The sequence below is a fragment of the Citrobacter sp. C13 genome (assembly GCF_014596815.2).
Taxonomy (GTDB): domain Bacteria; phylum Pseudomonadota; class Gammaproteobacteria; order Enterobacterales; family Enterobacteriaceae; genus Citrobacter; species Citrobacter portucalensis.
This window is the reverse complement of record NZ_CP115024.1, coordinates 2171297-2185676: the sequence shown is the minus strand read 5'-3', so window position 1 is coordinate 2185676 and position 14380 is coordinate 2171297. Positions and strand designations below refer to the sequence as shown.

The window sequence follows — 14380 nt, the reverse complement described above, 5'->3', positions numbered from 1 at the left end:
TTTGCGATAAGCACGCAGTTTTTTGTCAACAGCAGCGTCAGACAGTAAACTACACGTCGTTTATCGAAACACTCAGGACAAAACACGTGGCGATTAAATTGATTGTTGGCCTGGCGAACCCCGGCGCAGAGTATGCGGCAACGCGACACAATGCAGGCGCATGGTATGTCGATCTGCTGGCAGAAAGATTACGCGCTCCCCTGCGCGATGAGCCGAAATTCTTCGGCTACACCTCCAGAGTTACGCTTGAAGGTGAAGACGTCCGTCTGCTGGTGCCAACCACATTTATGAATCTGAGCGGCAAGGCTGTCGGTGCGATGGCCAGTTTTTATCGTATTAACCCCGATGAAATTTTGGTCGCACACGATGAGTTAGACCTGCCCCCTGGCGTGGCCAAATTTAAGCTTGGCGGCGGTCATGGCGGACATAATGGCCTGAAAGACATCATCAGCAAGTTAGGTAATAACCCCAACTTTCATCGTTTACGCGTTGGAATTGGCCATCCGGGCGATAAAAACAAAGTTGTCGGATTTGTTTTAGGCAAACCGCCTGTTTCAGAACAGAAGTTAATTGATGAAGCAATTGACGAAGCGGCACGTTGTACCGAGATTTTGTTCAAAGACGGCCTGACCAAAGCGACGAGCCGGTTACACACCTTTAAAGCGCAATAAGCAGCGATGTGCGGCATTTTTCTCGCGTGCTGTGTATAATAGGCAAAGTTATTTACATTTCTACAATCTGTTTTCCATAACAGGTTGAATATCAAAAGATTAAGGTGATTTAAACATGGGATTCAAATGCGGTATCGTCGGTTTGCCAAACGTAGGCAAATCCACCCTGTTCAACGCGCTCACAAAAGCGGGTATTGAAGCGGCAAACTTCCCGTTCTGTACTATCGAGCCGAACACCGGTGTTGTCCCGATGCCCGATCCGCGTCTGGATCAGCTGGCCGAAATCGTCAAACCGCAGCGTATCCTGCCAACAACGATGGAATTCGTCGACATCGCCGGCCTGGTAAAAGGTGCGTCCAAAGGTGAAGGTCTGGGTAACCAATTCCTGACCAACATCCGTGAAACCGAAGCTATCGGCCACGTGGTGCGTTGCTTTGAAAACGACAACATCATCCACGTTAATAACAAAGTGGATCCGGCTGACGACATTGAAGTTATCAATACCGAGCTGGCGTTGTCCGATCTCGATACCTGTGAGCGCGCTATCCATCGCGTGCAGAAGAAGGCCAAAGGCGGCGACAAAGACGCTAAAGCAGAGCTGGCTGCGCTGGAAAAATGCCTGCCACAGCTGGAAAACGCTGGCATGCTGCGCGCGCTGAAAACGCTGACTGACGAAGACAAAGCGGCCATCAAATACCTGAGCTTCCTGACGCTGAAGCCAACAATGTACATCGCCAACGTCAACGAAGACGGTTTTGAAAACAACCCATACCTAGATAAAGTGCGCGAAATCGCGGCTGCCGAAGGTTCTGTTGTGGTTGCCGTTTGCGCTGCCGTTGAAGCTGACATCGCTGAACTCGATGATGCTGACCGTGAAGAATTCATGGCTGAAATGGGTCTGGAAGAGCCGGGCCTGAACCGCGTTATCCGTGCTGGCTACGAATTGCTGAACCTGCAGACCTACTTCACTGCTGGCGTGAAAGAAGTCCGTGCCTGGACCATTCCTGTCGGTGCCACGGCTCCGCAGGCAGCCGGTAAAATCCATACCGACTTCGAGAAAGGCTTTATCCGCGCACAAACCATCGCGTTTGAAGATTTCATCACCTATAAAGGTGAGCAAGGTGCGAAAGAAGCTGGGAAAATGCGTGCCGAAGGTAAGGACTATATCGTCAAAGATGGCGATATCATGAACTTCCTGTTCAACGTCTAAAATAAAATTTGTTGTCTCGTGAGGTTTCACTGAATCTCATAACAACTATAAAACCCTATAAAATCCACGCAATTGCGTGGATTTTTCATTTCATAGCGTCTCAACTCATCTCGTAAAAACGCTGTCAAAAATGAGTACATTGATGAGTACAACATTCTTCCATCTTCATTTTAAGTGAGTACAATAGCGGTATAAGAAATAGACAAGGACTCGCTATGCTCACTGATACGCAATGCCGCACTGCTAAGCCGAAAGAAAAACTCTATCGACTCAACGACTTCAATGGTCTCTACCTCGAAGTGAAACCCAACGGCAAAAAGGCATGGCGCTATCGGTTTAAACTCAACGGCAAATCCAGCATGTTCGCGTTGGGTGAGTACCCAACGGTCAAACTTGCCGAAGCTCGCGAAAAATGTGAGCAAGCGCGTAAACAATGAATCGCCACAGATAATCTAGACACTTCCGAGCCGTTGATAATACTGGTTTTCATATTCTGTCGGTGACATCTGATCGCTAGAACCATGCCGACGCTTACTGTTATAAAACATTTCGATGTAATCAAAAATATCACTGCGGGCTTCTTCCCGCGTTCCGTAGATCTTTTTCTTTATCCGTTCGCGTTTCAACAACTGGAAAAAGCTTTCTGCAACCGCATTATCATGGCAGTTACCGCGACGGCTCATGCTGCCCTCCAGGCCGTGTGATTTCAGGAAAGACTGCCACTCATGGCTTGTGTACTGACTGCCCTGATCCGAATGAACCAGCACCTGTTTTTGGGGATTACGCCGCCATACAGCCATCAGCAGTGCGTTCAGGACAATGTCCTTTGTCATCCGGGATTGCATGGACCAGCCGATAATTTTGCGTGAGAACAGATCAACAACCACAGCAAGATACAGCCAGCCTTCGTGGGTCCTGATGTAGGTTATGTCTGTTACCCAACGCTCATCAGGAGCATCCGGATTGAACTGTCGCTGGAGCCTGTTGGGCGACACGATACTGGCCTCGCCTTTACGTGCCCGCGGGCTCCGGTATCCGACCTGAGCCTTTATCCCGACACGTTTCATCAGTCGCCAGACTCTGTTCACTCCGCACTGTTGCCCGCTGTCCCGCAGATCCAGATGGATTTTGCGATAACCATAGACGCATCCCGATTCCAGCCAGAACTGTTTAATCTGTCCTGTCAGTCTCAGGTCTGCCTGATGGCGTTGAGAATGCGGCTGCTGAAGCCAGGCGTAAAAACCACTGGGATGAACATCCAGCACCCGACAGAGCAGGCGAACAGGCCAGCAACAGGTGTTGTCACGGATAAAGGCGTACCTCAGTCGGACAGCTTTGCGAAGTACGCCGCGGCTTTTTTTAATATGTCCCGTTCGTCGGTAACCCGCTTCAGCTCTTTCTGGAGACGACGGATCTCGGCCTGAGCATCTGACTGTTCTTTATTAGTGGAAGAATCCGGACCGTACTTCTTTATCCAGGCGTAAAGGCTGTGGGTGGTGATATCGAGACGTGTTGCCACGCTGGCAACAGAATAACCGCGATCAACAACCTGTTTGACTGCTTCAGTTTTAAACTCTTCGGGATAACGCTTACCGCTCATGGGCACCTCTCTTTAAGCCATCTTAAATGACTCTGAGGTGTCTGTTAAACCCGTGGCGATTCAAGTCTTAGACAAACGCTTAATTCTTTGTTGCTGCGCCTTTTCCATTATATCAGTGGCAAATGCAGCAACCGTTAACGGAACATTTCAGGTACTGATGACGATTCAGAAAGCCTGTACCGTGACTGCTGGTTCGGCTTCAAATATTACACTTGGTCCGGTGAATACCACGGCGACAAATACCAGTGCAAGCAACACTATTTCAATTAATTGCTCAAAAACCACGCCCTATTTTATCGGTCTGGCACCGTCGGCTGCCAATGGAGGGACGACAACGGGTTCGGGCGCCATGTCCTCCGTAGCTAACGCTGCCACCAATACCGATAAAGTGCCCTATCAGCTAAATCGTACGTCAGCAACAGGTCCGGTGTGGGGGAATACCGCCACCGACACCGCACCAGGAAATGGGGTAGCGGCGACGGGTACAGGTCTGGCGCAAACGTATACTGTTTATGCCACCGCACCGAGCGCCAACTTCACTCCTGACGACTATGCCGATACGATAACGGTTAACGTTAACTACTAACTTCTGGAAGCCATATGAGAGTAAAACTGCCTGTAAAGCAGTGTGCCTGCGCATGCCTGCTAGGGATGGTTGCGAGCGTCAATCTAGCCACCGCCAGCGGACTGCAAATAGCCCCGGTCACGTTAACGTTGCAAGCGACGCAAAATGCCGATGGTATCTGGCTGAGTAACGCGGGTGAAAATGTGCTCAATGCCCAGGTTCGGGTTTTTCGCTGGAGTCAAAGCGCTTATGACGACAAACTTTCCCCCTCTCAGGGGCTGGTGATTAGCCCGCCGATGTTGGCATTAGCCCCAGGAGAACGTCAGTTGATTCGAGTTATTCGCACAAGCCCTCCCTCGTCACATGCCGAAGACGCTTATCGTTTGTCGATAGATGAGTTACCGCCTGTAAAAGTAGAAAAAAACAAGCTTCAGTTTGTGCTGCATTATTCTGTTCCTGTTTTCATTCAACCAACATCAGCGGCACAAACGCAGGCAAAACTACAATGGAAATTACAACAACTGGATGGCAAAAAATTTATTGAAGTCAGTAATCAGGGAAATGGGCATGCACAGTTATCTGCTGCAACATTTATAAGCCCTGATGGTACTAAAAAAGTCATTACACCCGGACTATTAGGCTACGTTTTACCCGGCTCAACAATGCGCTGGATAGTCTCCCCGTCAGCCAGGAATAATCATTATGGCGGGAAAGTTGAAGTCACAATCAATGGCCAAAAAACAGTACAAGATCTGTAACAGATCCTGGCTTCTGGTGAAATATTGCTTTCTCAATGGAGTATTAATATCGGGAATGGTTTGCGCACAAACGCTGAATAATAACCAGAATGAAAGTGGTGTTATTAATAGCGCCTCGCAGATTACGGGTGTCGATTTGTATCTCGACGTCACCTTAAATGGAAATCCCGTTGGGCTGGTACATTTTGGCTACGATAATGGAAAGCTTTATGCAGGAGCAGATACTCTGCGTAAAATGGGCTTTCGCTTTGCTCCAGACGCCACTAACGCCGTCGGCCTGAACGATATCCCCCAGCTAACCATTGACTACAACGTTCAGTTGCAAACGCTCTCGCTTACTGCGCCACTCAGTTCACTCGATCTTGCGACCACGCAGCTTAACTCGCCCACCGAAACCGTGCCAACGGCAACAACATCACGCGGGGCGCTGCTCAATTATGATATCTATACGCAACAGGGGGATGAAAGCGCAATCAATACCTTCAGCGAAATTCGCGCCTTCAATGCGGCCGGCGTGCTCAGCACCACCCAGTTGACGCAGTACTCTACCGAGGAATATGCCGATAACAGCGTAGAGCGCCTTGATACCAGCTGGCGTACGTCATTTCCTGATTCGATGTTGGCGTTAACCGTTGGCGATACCCTGACAAGTTCACTCATCTGGTCCCGACCGACGCGAATCGGCGGCATTCAGATAGGCACCGATTTTGGGTTGCAGCCCTATATGCCAACCACCCCGCTTCCAGCATATCTGGGATCCGCGACGTTACCGTCAAACGTTGAGCTGTACGTCGACGGCGTCAGGTACTACAACGGAGAAGTCCCCGCAGGTAGCTTTCAGATCAACACAATGCCTAACATCAGCGGCGCGGGAACGGGTCAGGTGATGATGACAGATGCGTTGGGCAGAACGAGCGTACAAAATTTCTCGTTCTACAACGATCAGCAACTCCTGCGGGAAGGATTAACCGCCTGGTCGGCAGAATTAGGCACGGTACGCGAAAATTATGGTTACTCCTCTTTTGATTATGCCAGCGCACCGGTATTGAGCGCTACGTGGCGTCGCGGGTTTCGCAATACGTTCACCGCCGGGACTCACGCGGAAACCAGCGATGGACTGATTAACGCGGGCTTCAGTAACGACTGGATCCCGGGACCCCGCAGCGGCACGTTTTCGACCTCACTTGCCGCAAGTACCGACTCAGGAAAGAACGGTTATTTGTACAGTTTTGGTTACCGTTGGTCCGGCGAACGGTTTAATTTCAGTACCAGTACCACGGCAACTTCCGGAGATTATCGCGATGTCGCCACCCATTACGGCGAGCCGCCCCCCACGCTTAACAGCAACACTGTTATTGGCTATTCGCTGGAAGCAGCCGGTAATGTCAGCCTGAGCTATTTGCAGTTTCGTTATCCACACGAAAATGCGGTGCGCTACGCCAACGCCAGCTGGTTTAAGTCTGTTACAGACAACATTTCACTGAATGCCGGATTCAATCAGAACATTGACGATAACCGAGATCGCAGTTTCTATTTGATGGTGACGATCACGACCGACAACAATCTGAGCGCCAGCAGCACCCTACAACGTACCAACGACGAAACCGGCTACCAGCTCAATGCCAGCCTGACGCCCCCTGCCGACGGCGGCTGGGGCTGGAATCTGGCCGCCAGTCAGCAGGCTTCCCGGCAAAGTGGCCAGGGAGAAGTGGGATATCTGGGACGTTATGGTAAAGCGTACGCGGGATTCAGCCGTTTACCGGATAACCATTACGGTTATGCAGGCGCAACCGGATCGCTGGTGACCATGGGAGGCGGCCTGTTTGCAGCAAGAGAAATCAATAATGGTTTTGCCGTGGTTTCAACTGACGGCGTGCCTGATGTTCCGGTCAAATTGCAAAATAACCTGATTGGTCGAAGCGATGACCAGGGACTACTGTTGGTCACGCCGCTCAACAGTTATCAAAAAAACCTGATCAGTATTGACCCGATGGATCTCCCCACCAATGTGCGGATCACACGCGTTGAGACGAATGCCACGCCAGCCGATCGTTCCGGTACTTTGGTTAGCTTTGGCATCACCCCCGTCCGCGCTGCGCAGATTATCCTCGTCGATAATCAGGGTAAGCCAATTCCTGAAGGCAGCATGGCTTACGCCATCAACGGAAAAGGACAATCGTCTGTCGTTGGCTTTGATGGAATGACATGGTTCGACACCCTGGAGCAGCACAACACGCTGCGCGTTGAGACGGACACCGGTAGTTGTCGCGTGCAATTTGACTATCCCGCGTCAGCAAAGGGGATTACGCAAATAGGCCCACTGGTTTGTCGCCCACACTAACAGGAGTGCGCTCATGAGGTTAAGAGATTTGCTACTCATCGCTGCCGTACTTTTTTGTCCGGCAATTAGCCATGCGGTAACCTGTTCGGTGAGCAATGTGCAACCCATAAATTTAGGTTCGGTCAATCCACTGTCTGCGACAGGCGCAACGTCATCAATGACGTTCAGTTACACTTGCACCAAAGAGCTTGGTGACGTGCTGGCAGGGATCAATCTCTGTTTTAATATTGGCGCCTCGGCCGTCAGTGGCCAGGTGACACCGCGAAATATGTCGTTAAGCGGAAACCCCGCCAGAACGCTGGCATACCAGCTTTACCAGGATAGCGGGCGCACCAAAGTCTGGGGCAGCCAGTATCAGTCGGGAACCACTTTTCCCATGGTACAGCTTAACCTGCTGAATCTGACGCCAGTGACAGGTTCACTCACGGTATCGGCGCAGATCGTCACGCCACAAATCGCCGCCGTCCCCGGAAACTATCAGGATAGCTATACGGCGGCGACAGCCCTTGTCACCCTTAATCCTGGATTGCTTTTCCCGCCGACCACCTGTGGTGATACCGTTGCCGCCAGGTTTCCTTTCACCGTCACAGCTGCTGTCAGCAAACAGTGTAATATCACCTCCGCGACTAACATCAGCTTTGCTCCCACCAGCGGAACGGGTCGTAATCTCACGGCGTCAAATAACGTAGGCGTAGCCTGCTCTAATAACACGCCTTACACCATCGGACTTCAACCCTCCAACGGCAATACTGCAGGCAGCGGCGTGATGGCAGGCACGGGGTCAAATACGGATAAAGTCCCCTACCAGCTTAGTTCGACGCCAGGTCCTTCCGGTACGATCTGGGGCAATACTGCGCTTAATACCGTTGCGGGCAGCGGCACGGGGACAACGACTACCTACCCGGTTTACGCCACCGTTCCCAGCGCGAACTACACGCCAGACAACTATGCCGATACTGTCACCATCGCCGTGACCTACTGACGCCCAGCTTAACAGCAATAAAGCAAACACATTTTATTATCATATTATTTACTTTTAGAGGTGCGTCATAAATCTGACAAATTGCGATTTTTACAAGTTATGCATATTAAACTACATAAACCGCAAAAAAACCGCTATGACAGCCAAAATAAAGAATAACTATTCACCTCCAAGCCAAAGCCCACACTACTCACACTGATAATCCGTGTTAGCCAGGCAGGCTGTTCTATGAAAAAAATGTTAAATTTAGGTTTATATGGTGAGATTCACTGTATACCACGGCCAAATTAAGAACATATTACTTTTATAACTAAGGTTTATCATGGATAAGTTATCTTACGCTTCAGATAGCAGCACATCTGCCTGGAATACCTACCTGCAACAAATCGAGCGTGTGGCCCCTTACCTGGGCGAACTTTCCCATTGGGTGGACACCCTGCGCCACCCAAAACGCGCGCTGATTGTCGATATCCCAGTGCAGATGGATGACGGCACTATCCGTCATTTTGAAGGGTATCGCGTGCAACATAACCTTTCCCGCGGTCCGGGCAAAGGCGGTGTGCGTTATCATCCTGATGTTGATCTTAATGAAGTGATGGCCCTGTCTGCATGGATGACCATCAAATGCGCAGCGTTGAATCTGCCGTACGGCGGAGCCAAAGGCGGTGTGCGCGTCGATCCGTTCTCACTTTCTGAAGGTGAACTGGAGCGTTTAACCCGCCGTTATACCAGCGAAATCGGCATTATCATTGGGCCGCAGAAAGACATTCCTGCCCCGGATGTAGGTACTAACGGAAAAGTCATGGCCTGGATGATGGATACCTACTCCATGAACCACGGCACCACCGTGACCAGTGTGGTCACCGGTAAACCTATTCACCTCGGCGGCTCGTTAGGCCGTGATAAAGCCACCGGTCGCGGCGTTTTCGTCAGCGGTCTGGAAGTTGCGCGTCGTGCGAACATTGAAGTTGAAGGCGCTCGCGTGGCGGTACAAGGTTTTGGTAACGTCGGCAGCGAAGCCGCCCGCCTGTTCGCCGCAGCGGGTGCGCGTGTCGTCGCTATTCAGGATCACACCGCAACGCTGTTTAACTCCACGGGTATCGACATGACCGCGCTGTCTGCCTGGCAGTTAGAGCACAAACAGATTGCCGGTTTCCCGGGCGCTGAAACCATCGCCAGCGAAGCCTTCTGGAGCGTGGAGATGGATATCCTAATCCCTGCCGCGCTGGAAGGACAGATTACCCGTCAGCGTGCAGAAATGCTGACCTGCAAACTGGTACTTGAGGGCGCTAACGGCCCGACTTACCCGGATGCCGATGATATGCTGGCAAGCCGCGGTATCATCGTGGTACCTGACGTCGTATGTAATGCAGGCGGCGTAACCGTCAGCTACTTCGAATGGGTCCAGGACATGGCAAGCTTCTTCTGGAGTGAAGAAGAGATCAACAATCGCATGGACAAAATCATGACTGATGCGATGGTGCACGTATGGGAAAAAGCAGCTGAGAAATCCTGCTCCCTGCGTACCGCAGCCTACATTGTTGCCTGCGAACGCATTCTGCTGGCACGTAAAGATCGCGGAATTTATCCGGGCTAATACGACGTCAGATACGCCAACGTTTTTGACCGACGATAAACGCCAGTCGTGAGTTACGCCAATAATGCTGCATTATTTGTGGCATTATTGGCGTGTAGTAGCCTGATTCATCTGCCCCGCTTTCTGCATTTTACTTACCCAATATCTGCGCATTTTGTTAGCCAATAAACATTAAATTCCATCGCTGCAACCATAATTTGCGTTAAGAACCCATAGCAACGCATTATTGGTTGCAATGTCTACTACCAATATTACGCCCCCCATATATATTGACGAACTGATTAAAAATCCCGAATAATTGTCGAATTATGGCATTCTGGCTGCAGGGAAAGTTGCCTGACACAGTGCGATTAGATCGGGCCGGGAAAACTCAGCGAATAACCACGTGAGAATATAATGGTCGATCATTCATCTGCTTCTGAGCACAACGATTTTACTCGTTGCCTGTCTCTTTTCGACAGCGCATTTCCACAAATCTTATCCCTGCTGGGTATGCCAGCCCCCACGCAACTTTCGCCTGATACGTTTTATTATTCACTTGATAAAGCCCGAGAGAGATTGGGCAACTGGAGCAGTGTAGCGGCCCGGTTTAACTATAATGAGCAGGAAATGGCGAGCTTTCTTGCGGCATTACGCACCTTGAACAAATGGCTCGGCAGAAATACAGATGGCCAGCCTGCCGACAGAAATCTGACCATTGCCGCGTTGCGTTTTTTGTGGCAGCTCGAATATTTGCGAGAAAAACAGCCTCAATTAACTTATTCAACGACGCTGCATAACGAAGGCGAAGAAAAGCAGTTACGTAGTTTGCAGCAGGTACGAGCATTAGAGCTGACCATTCGTAGTTTAATTAATGAAGCGTACAATAACCAACAAGCCCTACTTGAGCACTTAAACAAACTATTTGGTCAGGAACGTGTAAAAAAATGGCTCAACGTTGCCGATCGTGATGACGTATTGAGCGGTACCCTTTTCAGTGAACTCGCCTCACTATTTATTGATAAAGACGAATATCCCATCCACTACTCTCCACTTTATCAATATACCCCTTTGCTCAGCTTTGTTAACGATAAACGTAGAACACTGAATACCTTTCTTGACGATATTCGCGTAATTCGCAACCGTCTGGCGCATCATAAGCGGGTAACCTCCGTCCAAACAACATTGGTGAATTACTATTACCAAGAAATTACTGAGCCGGTACAGGAGGCCTTCGACGAAGGCCGGGTAAAAGTTAACCCTGATCGCTTTTTTGATGACAGCAATGCTGAGGTTGCTCACTATTTCGAACAGACAGCCCAAAAAATTGAAGATCTCGGCGGTGACGTTCAGGAAATAAAGGATGATCTGGTGGCTCAGGCTCAGGATATTGGAAAAATCAAAATTGATACGCGCATCATTCGCAATCGAGTAGCCTGGGTGCTGGGCGGTATCGTCGTCATTATTGTTGGCTCAGTACTGACTTTCGGAACCTCAACCAAGACGCTGGTGAATACGGAGTCCATCCGTAGCGATCTCGGGGAAGTGGGTAAAACGGTTGCTGGGGCGAAAAAAGAAACCAGTAACGATCCGCGTAAAGAACTGGCGAATATCGGCATTGCCTGGGATGAAAAAAATCTTCGCGCCGCTATCGATCGCGGTGATACCCAGGTTGTCAATCTGTTTCTTGCCGGAGGCATGCGCTGGAAACTGTATTATGCCGAAGCCGCATTACTGGAAGATCGCCAGGAAACGTTGAATGCCCTATTACAATCAGCATCGTTGATGGATGAAAAAAACGGCTGCCTCAGAATGGCCGGTAAATTACGTCAGCAAGCGGACCACAATGGCACGCTGACCCCCATACAGATTCGTTATTTAAAAACATTCTGTTCTTCTGCCAAGGATGTTCAGGGTATTAAAGCGGAACTCGACAGAGCGCTTAATTTTGAGAAAGCCCAGAAGAAAGCTTACGATGAAGAAATGGCCAAAAATGAACCTGCAGGTCGCTGTGAGCGCCGTCTGATGGCCGATAATGCGCGTGAGTTACTGGCTGACGCGGCGCAATTTTCACTGCAAAGACCAACCACTTATTCACTCCATGATGTGTTATTGAAAGAACTGAATACGCGTCTGATGTTCGGCACACTCAACGAGGCAGAGTTAAAAAGCCTGGTTAAGAACTACTGCGTAAAACAAGAAAACCATGAACCCAATATTGCGATTGGCGATAACTGGAGTCGCTCACAACGGGTCATTTATAACGTAGTCAAATAATGAGCGATCCAACAACACATTCATCGAAAGAGAATTTTATGTTCGCATTCAATAATGCATGGCCGCTGTTTACTTTCGAGTTCAATCCGTCGCAGCGTGATGCACCGGCAGGCAGCCTACTGATCGGATTGGGCGACGGCAATGATACGGAAAGCCATAAGGGTGTCGCGCTCAATAACAAAGGATACCGTGCAGGTCACTACAATTCGGTGAGTGAACTGGTGGCAAATGCCGACGATCGTCAATGGTCTATATGGCGCAGTAAACTCTCAAGTGTCCAGGGAATACAACGAATCGTTATCGAAGATTTCTCTCTGGATACCTGTTTTACGCTGTTGCTGTTTTTGAACCATCTCGATGCCGCTGGTTCGCTGTCGCTATCAACACATCCGTGGCTGGAATACGTCACCGCATGGGAAAGCGGTATTTATCTGGACGGTGATGATACAACTCGTTCTGCCGCTTGCTTGTTATCCGCACTCGCGCATAGCAGACTGTGCGAGCAATCCATGGATGATACTGTCGTTGTTCGCCACAACATGCTGGCCTGCCTTCGCCTGTTGAGCGATATGATGATAGCCAACCCAGACCCCACCGCAGGCATTATGCCCATGCACACGCAATGTTATGCAAGTGCGGTCGCAAGTCTGGCGTATGAGCAACAGATTTACCAACACGTGATCAAGCGTTCGGTTACCTGCCAACTCCTGCTGGATCTCGGCACAGGCCGGCGGCAAACGGTGGTTGATGCATTGTTTATTACCGAAACGCTCCCTTCTGGGATGTTGAAAATTCTCGCGCGCTGCGATAAAGAACGCAGTTGGACGCACAATGGATTTGGGTTGCTGGCCATTTATCGACCGCGAGAAGTGGGTACGGGAAATGATATCGTTATTTCGCTCAACCCGATTCAGGGGACACGCCTTGATGCCCTGTGGTCCGCTCTGGAACAACGTGAAGATGTGGCCTGGCAAGGACTACGCCCGCACGATACTCCGCGTTTTCTCGAAAGCTATCGCCTGGCCGGAAGCGATAAATTGATCCCAGGCGCACCGAACCAACCCTGGTACGACGATCAAGGCAGAATGACGCTAATTGCGGCACCGAAGCAGCTTGCGCCCGGAGAGCCCGGCTCGAAACTGACCTGGCAAAAAGACGTTTTGCCCGCAATCTGGGAAAATTATTTTACCCGTTATCTTGATAACGCCATTGTGCCAATAGCTTTACCCGAACTTGATTGCCGCACAAAAGGTAAATGCATTCGTGTCTATCAGCATCGCATCCCGGAGGGTGGTGATATTACGATCGTCCCGCTGATGCGAATGATCGATACCCCCACCTTTCATGCCTGGCTGGCAGCACAGAGCGATAGCACGCGCGTCGTTAGGAGTCCTGCGGATCTCCCCCCCACCAGCGAGTACCACTGCCAATGGTACAGCAATATTCTGGTTGTCGCTCACCGTCATGGCGTCACAATCTTCTGTCGCGAAGAAGAGGATAAACATCTGGCGATACTGATTAAAGCGGCCATTTCTGTAGCGGATGTAAGCCATGAGTATGAAAATTTTCTGGCGAACTCTGCCCAACAGATTGGACAGTGGCTCAAGGATCTGCTCGAGTCGCAGCAAAAACACAACCGAAAGGGAAAAATTCGTCGTCTATCTGACTGGTCCGAAATGATGCTGGAAACCAAAGCCCAGGCGCTAAAAGCCATGAATAAAGGTGCTTTAGTCGGCAACGATGCCCTACATAACCAGCTGAGTGAAGATCTCTCTCGGCAGTGGGGATTGTCTGAGCAACGTCAGGAGCTCATGACGCAGATAGAGCAATTGGATCAGCTCATGCGCCAGGCTATTAGTCAGCGTCAGGAAAAACGCCAACGTATTTACGGCGCACTGTTTTCTGCTTTAGCACTCGGCGCGGCGGCTAACCATATTTGGGAACCGATTAAAGAGATAAAAACAACAAACCTTTATGAATGGCAACTCATGCTATTCAAAGAGCAGCCAGCCCCAGCAATGGACAAGTTACAGGCGATTGCTGCAGATGCCGCGCGATATGAAGTCTATACCCTGGCTATTCTGCTAATTTTTGGTTTTATTGGTTTTATCTTGTTCTGGTTTTTCGATTTTAATGGCAAAGAAGAGTAAGGAATAACGTTTTACTCATGATGCCGTCAGCATAAACTTTGCCGCATCTCTCACTTCCGCTGTTTTATGCACCACTACGTTTCAATATGGAACATTAAAAGATGCTAATGTTCCGTATTGAAACGCCCTTCACAGCAATTTTCTTTTGCGTACCCGTGTGCAAAATTACCTTATCGGCAGCGAGCGGTCGCCGTGACGTTGAACCAACCGATACCCTACATCAGATGCCTGCCCGAATTTGGCAGCCATC

The 14380-nt window shown here is 50.0% G+C and carries 10 protein-coding genes and 1 pseudogene; 10 read left to right on the top strand and 1 reads right to left on the bottom strand.

Features of this window, described 5'->3' with window-relative positions; genetic code table 11:
- Nucleotides 1–86: 86 nt before the first annotated feature.
- The 3 genes and pseudogenes from pth to IB222_RS10445 all read left to right on the top strand — a co-directional run.
- Nucleotides 87–671: an aminoacyl-tRNA hydrolase gene (pth, locus tag IB222_RS10455; protein ID WP_003020814.1), complete on the top strand. Its 585-nt coding sequence runs from the start codon at nt 87–89 to the stop codon at nt 669–671.
- Between the two features lie 115 nt (nt 672–786).
- Nucleotides 787–1881: a redox-regulated ATPase YchF gene (ychF, locus tag IB222_RS10450; protein WP_003020818.1), complete on the top strand. Its 1095-nt coding sequence runs from the start codon at nt 787–789 to the stop codon at nt 1879–1881.
- Between the two features lie 215 nt (nt 1882–2096).
- Nucleotides 2097–2315 (top strand): annotated as a pseudogene (locus IB222_RS10445) (Arm DNA-binding domain-containing protein); the annotation flags it as partial.
- 18 nt (nt 2316–2333) lie between these two features.
- Here IB222_RS10445 and IB222_RS10440 read toward each other — a convergent pair.
- A protein-coding gene (locus IB222_RS10440; protein ID WP_113772681.1) for an IS3 family transposase occupies nt 2334–3481 on the bottom strand; the annotation gives its coding sequence in 2 pieces (ribosomal slippage) (nt 2334–3244 and nt 3244–3481; 1149 coding nt in all).
- A 157-nt stretch (nt 3482–3638) separates the two neighbouring features.
- Between IB222_RS10440 and IB222_RS10435 the strand changes: the two genes are divergently transcribed.
- From IB222_RS10435 to IB222_RS10405, 7 genes are all read left to right on the top strand, one after another.
- Complete coding sequence (locus tag IB222_RS10435; protein WP_348925920.1) at nt 3639–4067, top strand: spore coat protein U domain-containing protein; 429 nt, start codon at nt 3639–3641, stop codon at nt 4065–4067.
- A gap of 14 nt (nt 4068–4081) precedes the next feature.
- A complete protein-coding gene (locus IB222_RS10430; protein WP_149384898.1) occupies nt 4082–4804 on the top strand; it encodes a molecular chaperone in 723 nt (240 codons plus the stop codon).
- Between the two features lie 55 nt (nt 4805–4859).
- Nucleotides 4860–7145 (top strand): fimbria/pilus outer membrane usher protein, encoded by a 2286-nt coding sequence (locus tag IB222_RS10425; RefSeq protein ID WP_149384897.1) that lies wholly within the window; start codon nt 4860–4862, stop codon nt 7143–7145.
- Between the two features lie 13 nt (nt 7146–7158).
- Nucleotides 7159–8127 (top strand): spore coat protein U domain-containing protein, encoded by a 969-nt coding sequence (locus IB222_RS10420; protein WP_149384896.1) that lies wholly within the window; start codon nt 7159–7161, stop codon nt 8125–8127.
- Nucleotides 8128–8449: 322 nt separating this feature from the next.
- Nucleotides 8450–9724, top strand: coding sequence for a Glu/Leu/Phe/Val dehydrogenase (locus IB222_RS10415; RefSeq protein ID WP_020996616.1), 1275 nt, complete (start codon nt 8450–8452; stop codon nt 9722–9724).
- 396 nt (nt 9725–10120) lie between these two features.
- On the top strand, nt 10121–11980 hold the full coding sequence (locus tag IB222_RS10410; RefSeq protein WP_126317872.1) for an STY4199 family HEPN domain-containing protein: 1860 nt from the start codon (nt 10121–10123) through the stop codon (nt 11978–11980).
- Between the two features lie 38 nt (nt 11981–12018).
- Nucleotides 12019–14130: a hypothetical protein gene (locus IB222_RS10405; protein WP_149384895.1), complete on the top strand. Its 2112-nt coding sequence runs from the start codon at nt 12019–12021 to the stop codon at nt 14128–14130.
- The last annotated feature ends 250 nt before the right edge of the window (nt 14131–14380 follow it).

What these genes read in the sequence shown, in the direction of transcription:
- IB222_RS10405 (WP_149384895.1), top strand. Translation starts at nt 12,019, where the DNA reads ATGTTCGCATTCAATAATGCATGGCCGCTGTTTACTTTCGAGTTCAAT.
- IB222_RS10410 (WP_126317872.1), top strand. Translation starts at nt 10,121, where the DNA reads ATGGTCGATCATTCATCTGCTTCTGAGCACAACGATTTTACTCGTTGC.
- IB222_RS10435 (WP_348925920.1), top strand. Translation starts at nt 3,639, where the DNA reads ATGACGATTCAGAAAGCCTGTACCGTGACTGCTGGTTCGGCTTCAAAT.
- IB222_RS10430 (WP_149384898.1), top strand. Translation starts at nt 4,082, where the DNA reads ATGAGAGTAAAACTGCCTGTAAAGCAGTGTGCCTGCGCATGCCTGCTA.
- IB222_RS10415 (WP_020996616.1), top strand. Translation starts at nt 8,450, where the DNA reads ATGGATAAGTTATCTTACGCTTCAGATAGCAGCACATCTGCCTGGAAT.
- IB222_RS10425 (WP_149384897.1), top strand. Translation starts at nt 4,860, where the DNA reads ATGGTTTGCGCACAAACGCTGAATAATAACCAGAATGAAAGTGGTGTT.
- IB222_RS10420 (WP_149384896.1), top strand. Translation starts at nt 7,159, where the DNA reads ATGAGGTTAAGAGATTTGCTACTCATCGCTGCCGTACTTTTTTGTCCG.
- ychF (WP_003020818.1), top strand. Translation starts at nt 787, where the DNA reads ATGGGATTCAAATGCGGTATCGTCGGTTTGCCAAACGTAGGCAAATCC.